The organism is bacterium CG_4_10_14_0_2_um_filter_33_32 (assembly GCA_002792735.1).
GTDB lineage: Bacteria > Patescibacteriota > CPR2_A > CG2-30-33-46 > CG2-30-33-46 > CG2-30-33-46.
The window spans coordinates 1-15,187 of sequence record PFOW01000047.1 but is presented as its reverse complement, the minus strand read 5'-3'; the positions used below and the strand labels follow the sequence as shown (position 1 = coordinate 15,187).

16 protein-coding genes are annotated in these 15,187 nt (G+C 32.5%); 3 read left to right on the top strand and 13 right to left on the bottom strand.

Translation table 11 applies throughout. From position 1 onward, the window contains the following. Positions 1-96: 96 nt before the first annotated feature. A complete protein-coding gene (locus COX95_02825) occupies positions 97-585 on the top strand; it encodes a hypothetical protein (protein ID PIZ85841.1) in 489 nt (162 codons plus the stop codon). A 72-nt stretch (positions 586-657) separates the two neighbouring features. On the opposite strand, the gene COX95_02820 is transcribed toward COX95_02825, so the two are convergent. From COX95_02820 to COX95_02795, 6 genes are all read right to left on the bottom strand, one after another. Beyond that, complete coding sequence (locus COX95_02820) at positions 658-1,455, bottom strand: hypothetical protein (protein ID PIZ85840.1); 798 nt, start codon at positions 1,453-1,455, stop codon at positions 658-660. A gap of 10 nt (positions 1,456-1,465) precedes the next feature. After that, positions 1,466-1,825 carry a hypothetical protein gene (locus tag COX95_02815; protein ID PIZ85839.1) on the bottom strand — a complete coding sequence of 120 codons (360 nt, stop codon included), beginning with the start codon at positions 1,823-1,825 and terminating at the stop codon, positions 1,466-1,468. 92 nt (positions 1,826-1,917) lie between these two features. After that, positions 1,918-2,487 (bottom strand): septum formation protein Maf, encoded by a 570-nt coding sequence (gene maf, locus COX95_02810; GenBank protein PIZ85843.1) that lies wholly within the window; start codon positions 2,485-2,487, stop codon positions 1,918-1,920. Between the two features lie 311 nt (positions 2,488-2,798). After that, entirely contained in the window at positions 2,799-4,439 is a 1,641-nt protein-coding gene (gene groL / locus COX95_02805; GenBank protein ID PIZ85838.1) for a chaperonin GroEL, read from the bottom strand. Positions 4,440-4,458: 19 nt separating this feature from the next. Then, a complete protein-coding gene (locus COX95_02800) occupies positions 4,459-4,743 on the bottom strand; it encodes a co-chaperone GroES (GenBank protein PIZ85837.1) in 285 nt (94 codons plus the stop codon). Between the two features lie 181 nt (positions 4,744-4,924). Further along, the gene (locus COX95_02795) at positions 4,925-5,842 is read right to left on the bottom strand and encodes a hypothetical protein (protein ID PIZ85836.1); all 918 of its coding nucleotides are present in this window, start codon (positions 5,840-5,842) and stop codon (positions 4,925-4,927) included. 99 nt (positions 5,843-5,941) lie between these two features. Between COX95_02795 and COX95_02790 the strand changes: the two genes are divergently transcribed. After that, positions 5,942-6,385, top strand: coding sequence for a hypothetical protein (locus tag COX95_02790; protein ID PIZ85835.1), 444 nt, complete (start codon positions 5,942-5,944; stop codon positions 6,383-6,385). 54 nt (positions 6,386-6,439) lie between these two features. Then, on the top strand, positions 6,440-7,426 hold the full coding sequence (trpS, locus tag COX95_02785) for a tryptophan--tRNA ligase (protein PIZ85834.1): 987 nt from the start codon (positions 6,440-6,442) through the stop codon (positions 7,424-7,426). On the opposite strand, the gene COX95_02780 is transcribed toward trpS, so the two are convergent. The 7 genes from COX95_02780 to COX95_02750 form a co-directional block, all read right to left on the bottom strand. After that, positions 7,423-8,769 (bottom strand): phosphomannomutase, encoded by a 1,347-nt coding sequence (locus COX95_02780; protein ID PIZ85833.1) that lies wholly within the window; start codon positions 8,767-8,769, stop codon positions 7,423-7,425. The two genes, trpS and COX95_02780, sit on opposite strands and share 4 nt — an antisense overlap. A 67-nt stretch (positions 8,770-8,836) precedes the next feature. Next, complete coding sequence (locus COX95_02775) at positions 8,837-10,609, bottom strand: hypothetical protein (GenBank protein ID PIZ85832.1); 1,773 nt, start codon at positions 10,607-10,609, stop codon at positions 8,837-8,839. Positions 10,610-10,611: 2 nt separating this feature from the next. Next, the gene (locus tag COX95_02770) at positions 10,612-10,833 is read right to left on the bottom strand and encodes a DUF3006 domain-containing protein (protein PIZ85842.1); all 222 of its coding nucleotides are present in this window, start codon (positions 10,831-10,833) and stop codon (positions 10,612-10,614) included. Between the two features lie 47 nt (positions 10,834-10,880). Next, entirely contained in the window at positions 10,881-11,798 is a 918-nt protein-coding gene (locus tag COX95_02765; protein ID PIZ85831.1) for a manganese-dependent inorganic pyrophosphatase, read from the bottom strand. 60 nt (positions 11,799-11,858) lie between these two features. Beyond that, positions 11,859-12,971, bottom strand: coding sequence for a hypothetical protein (locus COX95_02760; protein PIZ85830.1), 1,113 nt, complete (start codon positions 12,969-12,971; stop codon positions 11,859-11,861). A 98-nt stretch (positions 12,972-13,069) separates the two neighbouring features. Beyond that, positions 13,070-13,627, bottom strand: coding sequence for a hypothetical protein (locus COX95_02755; protein PIZ85829.1), 558 nt, complete (start codon positions 13,625-13,627; stop codon positions 13,070-13,072). After that, the gene (locus tag COX95_02750) at positions 13,620-14,987 is read right to left on the bottom strand and encodes a hypothetical protein (GenBank protein PIZ85828.1); all 1,368 of its coding nucleotides are present in this window, start codon (positions 14,985-14,987) and stop codon (positions 13,620-13,622) included. Before COX95_02750 ends, COX95_02755 begins: the two co-directional genes overlap by 8 nt. Positions 14,988-15,187 lie beyond the last annotated feature (200 nt).

The following is a 15,187-nucleotide window of genomic DNA, read 5'->3' as shown; positions in this document are numbered from 1 at the left end:
TTGGGTAATATTTCACCCATTGATTATTTAATAAAAACTGTTCCGGAGTCTCAAATGTGCGTGACGCGTACATTTAATTGAACTTATGAATATTTAATGTTAAATCTAGATATGGATAAGAATGCTGAAAAAGCAAAAAGGATTGTTTTAGAAAACCAGTACATGGCAGTAGCAACCTCTAACGGAAACAACCCTTGGTCATCTCCTCTATACTATTCGGTTGATGAGTTTTTTAATTTTTATTTTGTAACGAGTTACAAATCAAGGCATTCTAAAAATTTACGAGTTAATCCCAGAATTGCTTTATCAATTTATAATTCTACCTTGCCTCCTGATAAAGTCGATGGTGTACAGATTGAAGGCACTGCAAATAAAGTATCTATTCTGGAATTTCCAAAGGCAGCGCTTTTCTATTTTAGAAAACGTTTTGGAGACCCTAAAAAAAGGAAAAAAAGCATTCTAGAATTATCTAAATATAGTGGTATTGGCTTACACAGATTATATAAAATTATTCCAACCCATGTTTACACTCTAGCCTCTTCTCACCAAAATGCAGATAAACGCGTAGAGGTTTTCCTCTCTTAAAAATTTAATTGAGATAATAAAAAATCACCCGGTTATAGCGGGTGATTTTTTATTTGAGCAATAATTTAATTATTATTCTGATTCAGTAGTCGATGATGAGGTTGTTATATTATCTTTACTATTCTTCATCGATTTAAGGGTAGCAGTGATGGTTTTTGCATTATGTTTGGCGCTAACTAAATTTTGCCTTGCTTGTTTTAATTTATCGCGAGCGGATTTAAGCGTGGTTTTATTGCCCGGATAACCTTCTGGAGTAAGGGGAATGATTGTATCCTCAATATCTTGAAGTTGAGTTTTAGCGCTAGCAATACTTGCTTTCATGCTAGTAAGATCATTTTTTAGATCAGTTACATCTTTTCCTTCAGCAGCAGCTTGATCCAAACGAGTTGATAATTTATCAGCCAAAGAAGAAAGTAAATCAGCGGCTTCTAAAGCTCTATCAGTTGATACTAAAAGATAAATTTTAGGAATAAACAAAGCAAAAACCCGATAAGAAGTGGTAATTGATTTTACATCTGCCCGAAGAATTGTTAAATCTGTGTCAGCATCGATTTTAGCCTTCAGAACCGTAAGATCAGCGATATTTTTATTAACCTGTTCTTTAAAGGATGCTTTTTGGTCTGCTGTTAATAGCTTCACTCTGTCTATTTTAGCGTTAATCTTTTGCAAAGCAGTTAATCTTCTACTAATCTCTTGGTCCCCTTTTGCTTTAAGTCTGGCGATTTTATTGGCTTGATTTTCAGTCGCTGCAGTTTGCTTATCGGCCCCTGTATTTTCCGTAGCAAAGGTAGAACTTGGCACAAAAAACACGACACCAGCTATGATAGTAACGGTTGAAATAATTGCTATATATTTATTTAAATTTTTCATATGCTTGTCCTTAATTACTTAAATCTACTTGCTGATCATTTAAACCATTATCGACCTCGGCTGTTTCAGTATCCATCTGACTCAACTTATTATCCACTGATTTAAGATCATTATCTAGCTGTGTATCCGAAGTACTACTAGATTTTGTTGTCTCACCTGTTGAATTACTTGCAGTAGAATTATCTATAGGGTTCTGTGTGGTTGTATTTGTGTTACTGCCACTTTCTACCCCTAAATACCTGTACGCAAGAAAACCATCGACAGAGATTATAAGCACTATGACTGCAATCAATGCAACCAATACAGGTTTGGAAGTGTTTTTTTTCGGCGCATTGGCTGTCACCGAAGCTTGCGGTTCGTTTTGCTCCATAAACTTCTCCTTTTTATTTTGCCTTAAAGGCTTAATTATTTAATTACTCCTATTTTAATACTTTGGCTTGATATAGCAAAAAGTGACCTATTTTAAGTTTTTTTATTTACTAATTCTCTTAAGATTGTGACGACTTCATAAAGAGGCAAACCAACAATATTTGAATAAGAACCATTTATTGATTTAACTAGTACTGGCCCCATTTTTTCTTGAATAGCATATGAACCAGACTTATCCAACGGCTCGCCAGTTTTGATATATCGATCAATAAGATCTTCTGAAAGCTGATTAAAAGTCACATCGGTTACGACGTTAAATACCTCATTAACATTTTTATTAAGACACTTTAAACAAACACCGGTAATAACCTGATGAGTGCGTCCGCTCATTTTTTTCAACATTTCTCGAGCTTTGGCTACAGTATGAGGTTTTCCTAATATCTCATTTCCCAAAGCAATAACAGTATCAGCGCCTATCACTAAAGAATCTGGATTTGCTAATGTGATAGCTTGTGCTTTTCTTTCTGCTAAAATATTTACTGCATCACTGGGTAGTATCCCATCTTCAATCTCTTCAGAAACATTTGAAGATAAACCAACAAAATCTATTCCTATTTGTTTAAGCAATTCTTGCCTTCTCGGTGAACCAGACGCAAGGATTATCGGTAAATTATTCATAATGTAATTATAGCATTTGGCTTTTAAATGCAAACATCGATAAAAAGTCGTTGATAAAATTAGTTTTTCTAAAGCGGTTCCGATGCTTTGATCGGAACAAGGATTTGTTAAGTTGAGTGAAGAGAGTGGTAACATCCTCGAACGAAACCACTTCTTAGTGTTCAAATCCAAAAGCTTTAAAAAAACTAATTTTTAGACCTTTTGAGTAGTTTGCGCTTTTGTGTAACTTTTCTAAAAAGTTGTAAAAATAATTTATTAGAAAAGCGGCTCCGAAGGAGCCGCTTTTAAAGATCAAATTACATTCCCATATCCATGCCCATACCTGGCATCCCCATTCCTCCACCTGGCATCCCAGGTTTTTCTTTTTCTGGAATATCAGTAACAGCTGCTTCGGTTGTAAGAAGCATAGAAGCAACAGATACAGCATTCTGTATTGCTGATCTTGTTACTTTTAATGGATCAATAATCCCTGCTTTAATCATATCTACGTATTCATGCTTGTCAGCATCATAACCAACATTCTTCTCTCTTTTTTTAACTTCATCAACTACCACAGAACCTTCTCTTCCCGCATTAGCAGCAATTTGCCTTAAAGGCTCTTCCATTGCTCTTCTTAATAATTTAATAGCGGTTTCCTCATCACCTGTAAAATCTAGATCTTCTAAAACGGGTAGTGCATCGATTAATGCAGTTCCACCTCCAGCAACAATGCCTTCTTCTACTGCAGCTTTTGTAGCCTGAACAGCATCTTCTATCCTGTGCTTTTTCTCCTGAAGTTCAACTTCTGTTGCAGCACCTACTTTAATAACTGCAACACCTCCGGAAATTTTTGCCAATCTTTCCTGCATTTTTTCTTTGTCGAAATCGGATGTTGAAGTTTCCAGTTGTGCTTTAATTTGAGCAATTCTCTTTTTGATTTCCGCTTCGGAGCCTTTGCCTTCTACTATAGTTGTATTATCTTTGTCAGAAACTACTTTTCTTGCTTCCCCAAGCATGCCAACTTCTGTACCATCCAATTTCATTCCTGTCTCTTCTGAAATTACAGTAGCACCCGTTAAAATAGCAATATCGCTAAGCATTTCTTTTCTTCTGTCTCCAAAACCAGGAGCTTTAATAGCTAAGGTGTTGAATGTACCCCTAAGTTTGTTTACCACTAACGTTGCTAAAGCTTCTCCTTCAATATCTTCAGCTATAATTACTAAATCTTTTTTACCACTTTGAGCCATTTTTTCCAACACTGGTAGAATATCTGCAACAGCAGAAATTTTGTAATCAGTAATTAATATTTTTGGATTCTCGAAAACCGCTTCCATTCTTTCAGTGTTGGTAACCATATAATGAGAAACATATCCTCGGTCAAATTGCATACCTTCAACTATTTCTTTTTCAAGTCCCATAGTCTGTGATTCTTCAACAGTAATAACGCCGTCTTTTCCAACTTGATCCATAACATCAGCAATTAATTTACCCACTTCTGGATCCTGGGCGGAAATTGTTGCAACCTGAGCAACTTCTTCCTTACCTGATATTTCTTTGGCGTTTTTCTGCAGTTCTTTAACTACTACATCTGTTGCTTTTTCCAATCCTCTTCTAATACCAATTGGATTAGCACCAGCAGTAACATTTTTTAAGCCTTCATCAATTAGAGCTTGAGCTAATAAAGTAGCAGTTGTCGTACCGTCTCCGGCAACATCATTGGTTTTGGTTGCTACTTCTTTTACAAGCTGCGCCCCCATATTTTCAAACTTGTCTTCTAGATCGATATCCTTAGCGATTGTAACTCCATCATTAGTTATGGTGGGACCGCCAAATCCTTTGTCTAAAACCACATTTCGTCCCTTTGGACCGAGAGTGATTTTCACAGCATCAGCCAATATATCTACCCCTCTTTTGAGAGATCTACGAGCTTTTTCATTAAATAATAATTGTTTTGCCATATATAAATACCTCCTAAAATTAACTTTCTATAGCTAAAATATCATCTTCTTTGATAATAAGATAATCTTCATTATCTATCTTTATCTCAGTTGGACCATATTTTTCATAAATTATGGTATCACCTTCTTTAACCTCTAAAGGGATGATTTCATCTTCAGCAATTCTTCCTGATCCTACTGCGACTACTTTACCTTTTTGAGGTTTTTCCTTTGCAGTTCCTGGAAGAACAATGCCAGATTTGGTTTTTTCTTCCTCTTCAAGGGGTTTAACTAAAACCTTGTCTCTTAAAGGTTTTACATTCATAATTTTCCTCCTTATATAATTATTTATTTTCAAAATGCTAACTGTCGGAGTGGTAGAGGGACGACGGACAGCACACCAAAAGTAAATCATTGATTAGAATTATTTAACACTCAACTAATTAGAGTGCTAATTAGAATATATTAGAGAAATAACAATTTCTTGTCAAGTATATAATAACAAACTAAGCTCTGGTACTTTGAAATTTTTCTATTCTAGATTCCCACTCATGCAGATAATATCCCCTCTTATCATCATAATGAATCTTAATAATTTCATCGCTTGATATAATAGAAGGGTTTTTAGCTGTCTTCTTATTTTTATCTATAATCTTTAATTGCTTTTCTTTAACAAATTTCTCAAATTTACCGGCAAAAGGATATAATATAAATTCCAGTATTTTCTGTGTCATCTTATAAAAAGGATTAGGCTTTAATCCATTTACAGAATTTGTTTTCCTGTTAGGTAGTAATTCTAAAATCCAGCTATTAAAATTGATAAAATCACGGGCCGCTTTTTTTCCAAATAAAAAACTAGTGGTATTAATCCAATAGGCTAAATAAATATCCTGTGGTTCTATAGAAACTGACTTAATGTTCGATTTGTTACTGACAATTAAAAAGTTGGGGCAAATTCTATTTTTGTTCTTTGGCCTGCGTTTCCTAAAAAGATCAAGTAATAAATTAGTAAAAGCCCGAGCAATCCATATTCTTTTGGGTGATGTAATAATAAGTAAATCTATATCGGAATCTTCTTTTGCATTATTTATAGCCAAACTTTGTGTGACAGCAATTCCCCTTATAAAAGGAATTATTCTTAAAATACCTACTATTCTTTTTGCTTTTTTCCATTTTCCGGCTGATATTATCTGACGCTCTCTTCTGGCCTTCACTATTTCATCTCTATTCCGTAAGAAATAAAATTCACCTTTTCTGCCCAATTCATTGCCAATCATCTTCCTGATGTTTTTTCTAACACTGTCTAAACTGGCAGGGGATTTCCATAAATAATTTGTTATTTCTTCTGTTGTAAGCGGATAATCAAATATGTCAAAATAGGAAATAGTTTCTAATATTGATTTTTTTATATTATAACTGTTCATAATTATAAATATATCAAAATATAATGCTTCTTGAAACTCTATATAGTTTAACTAATATTAGAATAACGAACATTAACAATAGGTAAGGAGGGGTAGGATTTGCTTAAAGAGGGAGTTATCGGAGCTATGCAAATTGTAGACTCATTAAACAATAATTGCCTATCTGTAGACTGTTTTATATCTTATATTTCAAATGAACGACTCAGAATATCCAACATAACCGAATATCAATTTGTTAAGTTAATAATAAGGAGATTTTGTTTTTATCGAAACAAAATAAACAAAGAAAGCTTAATTAACTTTTGCTGTATATTCGATGAGATAGGTATTAAATACCAAGAAGTAATAAATATAATCGGTAAACACAATATATTTTCCCAAAGATGGGGCAGCTATGATAGCTTTAGAATATCAACATTACCTCATGATAATATCTTAGATTTAACAAGCCGAGTAATTGGCACACTTTTTTTAGAAATAACACATGACGAAAAAGCACTTAAAAGATTCAAATTCATTTCTATATTTACCAAGAAGCGTTAGCTTCTTTTTTTTGTGATAAAGTATTTATGTTAGAATAGAAACAAAGGAGCAAATATGAAAAATAGAATTTTTTCAGGCATACAGCCAAGCGGTACTCTTCATATAGGTAACTACTTAGGAGCCATCGTTAATTGGGTTAAACTTCAAGAAGAATACGAAAGCTTTTTTTGTATTGTTGATTTACACGCTATCACGGTAAAACAAGACCCTAAAATTTTAAAACAAAAGATAAGGGAAGTAGCTGCAATATATCTAGCTACCGGTATAGACCTTCAAAAATCAGTAATATTTGTACAGTCTCACAGGCCAGAGCACGCTGAGCTGGGTTGGATTTTAAATACTATAACTTACATAAGTGAATTAGAAAGAATGACTCAGTTTAAAGATAAATCAAAGCGTCACTCCGAAAACATAAATACTGGCTTATTTGATTATCCGGTTTTAATGGCTGCTGATATTCTTTTATATAAAACAAAGATCGTACCTGTAGGCGAAGATCAACTTCAGCATATCGAATTAACAAGAGATATTGCTAAAAGATTCAATAATACTTTCGGAGAAACCTTTATTGTGCCCAAAGCAGACATCCGAAAAGATACAGCTAGAATTATGGGATTAGATAACCCAAGTGAAAAAATGAGCAAATCAGCAAAAAGCTTATATAATTATATTGCCTTAACGGATTCAGCAGACACTATAAGAGAGAAGATTAAAAAAGCAGTAACTGATACCGGCAAAGAAATTAAATACGATGAAAAAAACAAACCGGCCATTTCTAATCTTCTAAATATTTACCGCGGATTTACAGATGAACCAATTTCTGAAATAGAAGAAAGATATAGAAACAAGGGTTACGCTGATTTTAAAAAAGATTTAGCAGAAGTGATTATTAACGGACTAGAAAAATTTCATCAAAAATTTAACCAATTGCAAAAAGAACCTCAATACTTAGAAAAAATATTAAAAGATGGCGCTGATAAAGCAGGTAAAGTTGCAATACCAGCATTAGAAGAAGTTAAAAATAAAGTAGGCTTAGGTTAGATCGTGCTCAAAAGTTCTTGTTTCTTCTGTCCAAGCAATTCATTAGAATCTGCTTCTATGTTTATACGTATAACCGGTTCTGTATTTGAAGATCTGACATTAAAGCGCCAATCCGGATATTCTATTGATAATCCATCTATATCATCTTCTTTACCATCTTGGTATTTTTCTTTTAGCTTATCAATAATCTCTTGGACGCTTTGAGCTACAGAAACATTAATCTCTCCGGATACAGGAAACCTACTTTTATAATGATCATTTAGTTGAGATAGATTAGTGTTTGGATTAGCTGATAAATATTCCAACATAAGCAGGAATGGAATCATGCCATTATCGCAATAAAAATAATCTTTAAAAAAATAATGGCCTGAGTTTTCGCCGGCATAGACAGCATCTACTTGTCTCATTTTTTCTTTAATAAAAGAGTGGCCTGATTTACAGAATATTAGATCCCCGTTATTTTCATTTGCTACAGCCTGTATCGGCCGTCTGATTCTAGGGTCAGAAATTATTTTGCCGCCATTTTTTTTATCCAACATTATTTTCGCCAAGATAGAAGAAATATAGCTTCCTTCAATAAACCTTCCATTACTATCCACAAAGAAACATCTATCAGCATCTGCATCCCAAGTTACTCCAAAGTCTGCTGATTCCTGAACAACTCTTAATTCCATTTCTTTTCTATTTTCAGAAATCAATGGATCGGGCTTGCCTTTTGGGAAATTGCCATCTGGCTTAAAATTAAGTTCTACTATCTCCATTGGTATACTTTTCTTTAAACTATTAATTACATTACCTGCCATTCCAAAATTTGCATTCGCTACAATTTTGAAACTTTTGATTTTTTTTGAATCAATAAAGCTCGCCATTTTTTTAATATAACCGTCAAACAGATCAATTTTTTCTATGGTTCCTTTATTATCTGCCTTATGAGAAAAATCCGATAATACCAATCCTTTGATATCGTTGATTCCTGTATCTCCTGAAATTGGAATTGCTTTTTCTCTAACCATTTTCATGCCGTTATATTCTCTAGTATTGTGAGAAGCAGTAATCATTAATCCACCGTCTAATCCATAATTAGCCACGGCAAAATAATACATATCGGTAGAACCGCAACCAATATCTATAACATCAACCCCTGCATCTACTAAGCCATTGGCGGCCGCTTCCCATAATTTAGGCGAGCTTAATCGAACATCCCTGCCTAAAGCAACTTTTGTGGGAAAGTTTAAAAATTTAGTATAAGCTTGAGCAATCTTATAAACAATTTCCTCATTAATTTCTTCCGGATAAACACCCCTAATATCATATGCTTTAAAAATTTCTAGGTTTATTACCATAAAATTAACCTTTTTTAGATATAAATATTATAAACAAAAAAAAGTTAATGTAAAACCGCATCGAAATTTAATTAGACGTAGCGGGAAATTCAGACGCTGGCTTATAGAAACTGTAAAAATCGTCTTTTTTAATTAATTGATCGCCTTTATATATTGTTCGAGAAAAAACTGTCTTTAAACTTCCGTTGCTTCCTCGCTCTATCACTTGAGGGTTATTGACCTCTACTCTCCTAGATCCTTTTGTTCCATAAAAATCAAAAGTTAAACGATTACCGCTGGAGTAGGTTTGTATTAATATATACTTTCCGCTATCATTTTTAAATCTTAAATCTGGATGTGGAGGATAAATTGTTGCATCTACTCCCGCCTGATCAAAAGGCCAGTAATAATAATGTACCGCGAACGAATGATTTTTTCTCTCAGTTATTGGGAAGCCCGAATAAAGCGCTGCTCTAAATGCTGTAGTTGCAACCTGGCATAATCCTCCACCATACTCTTTAATCATTTTACCTGGTTTTATAACTAATTCGGGGAGAAAACCAGTGCTTGCATCAACTTCCCCTAAGTACTTATTGAAAGAAAACTCTTCCCCAGGAGCTATAAGTAATCCATTAAATTTAGAAGCTCCTACTTTAACGTTATTTTTTCTGGCTGCGGACGATCCAGAAAAATCACTTTCGCCCTTACCTATTAATTCGACAATGCCTAATTCTTCAATATTATCTTCTTTAACTTTGGCCAAAACTTTTTTTACAGGAAGATTAATACTATTTTCTTTCTTTTTAAAGGAATTTATTATCTCATCTAATGATCCTTTTATATCTAATTCCTCACCATCCCGTGAAGCCGCTTTAACAACAACTTTACTGTTATCAATTCCCAAAGAAGCATTTATAGAAGTTTCATTAATTTGGTTAGCTATATTATTAAGATATTCGGTAACTTTTTCGCTTTTTAATTTAATTTCTAAATTCTCGTTTAAAAAATGAGTTATACCAAAACTTTCCAAGATATTTTTTAAATAATTATCAATTTTATATTCATCGGGCTTAACGGCAATAATATCTTTATCTCGACTTTCAACCGTCAACCAATCCTGTACTTCTTGTACTTTAACAGTCCATGTTTTACTTTTCGCATTTAAAATTACATTACTACCTAAAATTTCCTCAATATCTTTCTTTATGTTTTTTATATCATTTTCATTTGAATTTGGATAAACGATCTTTTGTGGTAACAAAACAGATATTTTTGATAAATACGAAGAATTTTCCAAGATTAAATATTTTAACGAGATATTATTTACTTCTTTGCCAATTTTTTCACCACCTAATTCAACCAATCCATTTTCAATCTTTAAGCCTACATTAACCGCATCAATATCAGCTTCTTCTGATATCTTTTTTATATTACCATCAACCGAGTTTTTAGTAACAAACAATGGAGACTCAACTCCAAAAAACAACACGCTTAATCTATTTATAAACTGTTCCGATAGATTACCCTTACGACCTTTCTGAAAAGTATTTTCTATAGTTTTATCTATATCAAAATCTAGTCCAAAATCTTTATTTAATATTTGCCAATTTTTATCATCGCTTTTTATTTCTGTTTTTTGTTCGCTCCATTCCTGAATCTTAGAAGTTATAAGATCTTGGACTTCTCCTTTTGTTTTACCATCTAATCTAATGCCAGCTATTTCAGTACGAGGAAAAAATTTCGATACATAAAAAATATCGAAATATAAAAAAGTTCCCACTAGAAAAATCGAAACTATAACAACCGTACAAGCAAAAAATAATATTAAATTATTATAAAAATGTTTCTTTATTATTGACATAGCTATTCCTTATTTTCTGTACCGTTAAGAATTTCCTCTAAAATCTTTCTGGCTAATTTTTCTCTTTCTTTTGTTAAATCTTGATCTTGAGAAATCCTTATCCACACAACATCTCCCTCTTTTGATTCTTCCGGCAATCTTTCTGTCGGCCAATAGATAATTTGATGATCCTTTAAAATTATAACGGCAGATTCCTTTTCGAATCTATCTATAACTCCTCTGATAGAAAACTCCTTTTCTGGTTCTTGATAATTCATGTACTTCTCTCAAATTACCTTATTGTATTTTCTAAAGCAGGGGTAATCTGTTTCTTCCTGGATACTATACCATCTGCAACAAGACAACTATTTTCTTCGATAGTATTAAAAGATTTTTCGACTAAATCCTTATCTTCCTCTGAAGCTATTATAAAGTAGGCTTTTTTATTGATTATGCCTACTATCGCAAACAACAAATAGTCTAGTCCTTTTTTTGTCTTTTTATCTCCTAGAATTTTTTTTATTTCTTCAGTTCTTTCAAGGACTGGTATTGTATCTAAGGTCTCGAAAACTCCGACACCTACCTTTTTGCCTTTAATATCATATTCTTTATAATCAGCATTTATCAATTTTTCTGTATCTATGCCGGTTAAATCTGATTTTGCGGCAAACATTTCTTCTGCAAGTTTAGTCATATCAATTTTGGCAATTTTGTTTAAAAAATCCGCTTGTTTTTGGTCTTCTTCGGTTGATGTTGGAGAAGTAAATTTCCAAGTATCAGAAATAATTCCTGCTAGTAAAATACCTGCTATATCACTAGAAATCTCTACGCCTTTTTCCTTATAAACTTGCGTCATAATAGTTGATGTTGAACCAACAGGTTTAACTCGTATAGATATGGGGATAGAAGTTGATAATCCGCCAAGTTTATGATGGTCAATTATTCCGACTATTTCTTCCGTTTTGACGCTATCAGATGCTTGAGACGGTTCATTATGATCAACCAAGAAAACTTTTTTTTCTTCACCTAATATAATTTTTGGGACCTGAAAACCAAATTTATCTAGAACGTATTTTGTTTCTTTATTGACCTCACCTGCAATCGCTGCTTCAAAGTCTTTACCTAATTTCTTATCTAATTCCGCTAAAGCAATTGCTGAAACTACCGAATCAGTGTCAGGATTTTTATGGCCAACTACATAAGTTTTCATATTTTCTCCTTTAAAAATCTCTTGGACGAAGACCCCAATATTACATCGGGATATCCTTCTTTATTTTATGGCATTTTCGTAAACTTTTAAAGTCTCTATGGCCATTTCATCCCAAGAAAACTTTTTAACTTGCTCAAACCCTTTATTAATCAATCTTTCTTTAGTCTGAGAATTATCTAACGCTTCTTTTATTTTAGACGCTATGTCTTTAGTGTCTCTGGGATTAAAATAAATAGCCGCATCGTTAAGTATTTCTGGCAGGCACGACAAGCCTGAACAGACAACGGGAAGACCGAAAGATAACGCTTCTAGCGATGGTAAGCCGAAGCCTTCATTTAAAGAAGGGAAAGCATAAACAGAAGCATTTTTATATAAACTTACTAACTCTTCATCTGTTACAAAATCCGTAAAGATAACTTTTTCTTTTAAATCTAATTCTGAAACTAACCCCTTAATCTTCTCATAAAATTCATCTATCTTTCCTGCTAAAACAAGCATGGTTTTATCCGGAAGATAACTTACAGATCGGATAAGGTTTTCTAAATTCTTATGAGGATAGGCATTCCCTACATATAATATATATGGCATATTTATCTTAAATTTTTCTATAATTCGATTATCTGGTGATTTTTTTAAAAGTAGCTCTGATGGTCCGCCTTCATATGTCACTATAATTTTTTCTTCCGGAGTCTTTAAAATATCCATGAGTTCCTTCTTGGTGAATTCTGAAGGAACTATTATCTGAGCAGCTTTTCTTACTGAAGTACTAATTATATATTTATACGCTAAATGCTTAAACTGATATGTTAATAAACTCTTCGTAGAAGCTCGTACTGTTTTAAAACGGTGAAGTGTCAAATCATGAATGGTAATTACAAATTTACCCTTATAAAAAATGGGCACATTAAAATGAGGGAAATGCATTAAATCTATTTCATTAGATTCAATTATATGAGGGAAGTTAACTTGCTCTGAAACTCCATACCAAGAAAAATCAGCTAAAACCTTTTTAAAATTAGAAGCAGGTACCTTAAAAGAATCATATTCTTCTTTCTTTAAAAAAAGCATGTATTCATTTCCTGAAGCAACCCTTGCAAGTCCTTCTATCAAATTACCGGTATATCTTCCGATACCTGTAGCATTTATCATCCTTGCGTCTATGCCAATTTTCATTTTTGCTCCTAAGTATTTTGCTTTATATATTCTAATCAAAAAAATGCAATATTGAAATATTTTAAAAAATAAAAGAGACCTGATTTTAAAATAAAATTTTATTTATTTATTTTAAAGCTTTTCACAATCTTGTTAAATTCTTGTTCTACATGAGAAAAGCTTGATTGAGGCGACTGACCCGTTAAATAGTAAATCTTATTAAGGTTAACAAAAATAACCATAACCTGCTTTGTTTCTCTTTTTTCTCCGCTCTCTGTTTTATAAGTATACTGATATTTATACTCTAAAGCTTCTTTTTTATCTATTAATATTTTCCTAGAAGATATTTTTTGGAAATTTTCTAATTCTTTGGGCATAGAATCATTCATTCTCTTCGCAAGCTCATCATAAGAAATATTTATTTTTTCTTTTTTTTCTTCAACCATTACCTGAAAAGATGCTTTATATTTTTCATTTTCTATTTTAAAAGCTAAATAATTATCTAGGCCGGATTTCGCAAGATCTTTTTCTTTCCAATCAAATGAGTAAATTAAAGAAAAGCCATATTTTTGGTTTATATAAACCTTTTGTCCTAAAGAAAAATATCCTAACAAAAAAAATATTACAGATAAAGCAGCCAGAAAAGAAAAAATATAAAATATATGCTTTTTATTCATTCAAAGGATAATTATTTTCTGAAAAAATAAGATTTTGTAAACCAACGAGTAAACCTAAAGTAACCCATACATGCATAATATATAGAGTGGAAAATGCCTGGTATTGTACAACAAAGCCTAATACTACTGAAAATAAACCTAGAGTAAAAGCTCTTTGGAAACCATTAGATTTTAATATTGCTTTAATAGATCGTATAAAAAGCAATAAAATAAAAGTTATAAATGCTAGAAGGCCAAGACTTCCTGTTTCTGCCGCAATTTCAACTATTTCATTATTTGGTATATCCCAACCTGTAGAAGGAGTTTCTTCAGGATAGTTAGCCCGCCATGGACCAAAATTTCCTATACCTATACCTATAATCGGACTACTCTTAAAAGCTTCTATGCCGAAAGATATCCCCCTTGCTCTCTGATTATAACTGCCGCCGTCAGTAATTTCTGTAGAGTGTTTAATAAATGTTTTGGCGTTATCTTTCTTACTATTAGTAGTAGTAAGCTTAACAGCTCCCAATGAAATAATTATGGCTAAAATTACTATTCCAAAATAGCTTAGCAGTCTGTGCCATTTGATTTTTCTTATCGTAAAAATAATTACTGTTGCAATGATAACAGCGCTCGCAAAAAAAGCACCACGTGATAATGATAAAACAATATTGATTCCGATTAGTAATAACAATAGAAGATATTTTTTATCAACTTTTTCTAACTTTAGTTCTGCTCTATTCAAAAATAATGAAGAAAAAAGACCTAATGGTATTAATAAAAAATTAGCAAAATATAATGGCTCTAAGGCAGTTGACTGTATCCTGGGAAATCCAAAAACTATTTTAGTATATTCATATCTTAAACCTGTGACCCAATTTGGTAAACCAACAATGTCTCCAATAAATTGATAAATTCCAAAGATTGCTACGCCAAATGTAGTCCAAAATAATACTTTTTCTACCTTTTCTAATATCTTTTTATTATCGAATAATCTTATTACTAATTCATAAGTAAATATAACGAAACTAATAAAGATAAAAACTGATATAGCCCTTTTTAGATTAACAGCAACGCCTATAGACACAAACGCTGCTAAAATATATAAAAAAAGCGGCATCCAAAAAGGATCTTTTTTAATTTCATTCATTATAGAAATATTACCTTTTTTTATAAATCTCCAAACATAGATTGCACCAAGAATTATCACCAATACCTGACTTACTCTCAGAGTCATACCAAAAATATCAATAGCGCCGATTCTCTCAAAAGGCAGAGAAAATAATAAAAAAAGGAGTCCAATCTTAGGATCTTTTATAATACGAGGTATAAAAAGTAAAATTAATACTAAAATGATAAAAAATAAAATCTGTTCCATAATCTACTTATATAATTTAGCATAGAAGCGCTAAAACGTCTAATTTACCTCCCTGCATAATACCCCCCAGCCCAATTCCCTACTTTAGCCTCATTGTTCAGAGTATTCTTGTAGTAGGAAGATACCCAGAGTTCTGGTACTGCTTTGTTCCAGAATCTTGATTGATAGAAGGAAGAAGACCAGTTTAAAGGTACTGCTTT

Bases quoted from the DNA above. Each gene is read 5' to 3' on its own strand.
- COX95_02825 (PIZ85841.1), top strand. From the start codon at position 97: ATGTTAAATCTAGATATGGATAAGAATGCTGAAAAAGCAAAAAGGATT.
- groL (PIZ85838.1), bottom strand. From the start codon at position 4,439: ATGGCAAAACAATTATTATTTAATGAAAAAGCTCGTAGATCTCTCAAA.
- COX95_02820 (PIZ85840.1), bottom strand. From the start codon at position 1,455: ATGAAAAATTTAAATAAATATATAGCAATTATTTCAACCGTTACTATC.
- COX95_02760 (PIZ85830.1), bottom strand. From the start codon at position 12,971: ATGAAAATTGGCATAGACGCAAGGATGATAAATGCTACAGGTATCGGA.
- COX95_02755 (PIZ85829.1), bottom strand. From the start codon at position 13,627: ATGAATAAAAAGCATATATTTTATATTTTTTCTTTTCTGGCTGCTTTA.
- COX95_02775 (PIZ85832.1), bottom strand. From the start codon at position 10,609: ATGTCAATAATAAAGAAACATTTTTATAATAATTTAATATTATTTTTT.
- COX95_02795 (PIZ85836.1), bottom strand. From the start codon at position 5,842: ATGAACAGTTATAATATAAAAAAATCAATATTAGAAACTATTTCCTAT.
- COX95_02750 (PIZ85828.1), bottom strand. From the start codon at position 14,987: ATGGAACAGATTTTATTTTTTATCATTTTAGTATTAATTTTACTTTTT.
- trpS (PIZ85834.1), top strand. From the start codon at position 6,440: ATGAAAAATAGAATTTTTTCAGGCATACAGCCAAGCGGTACTCTTCAT.
- COX95_02800 (PIZ85837.1), bottom strand. From the start codon at position 4,743: ATGAATGTAAAACCTTTAAGAGACAAGGTTTTAGTTAAACCCCTTGAA.
- COX95_02765 (PIZ85831.1), bottom strand. From the start codon at position 11,798: ATGAAAACTTATGTAGTTGGCCATAAAAATCCTGACACTGATTCGGTA.
- COX95_02815 (PIZ85839.1), bottom strand. From the start codon at position 1,825: ATGGAGCAAAACGAACCGCAAGCTTCGGTGACAGCCAATGCGCCGAAA.
- COX95_02780 (PIZ85833.1), bottom strand. From the start codon at position 8,769: ATGGTAATAAACCTAGAAATTTTTAAAGCATATGATATTAGGGGTGTT.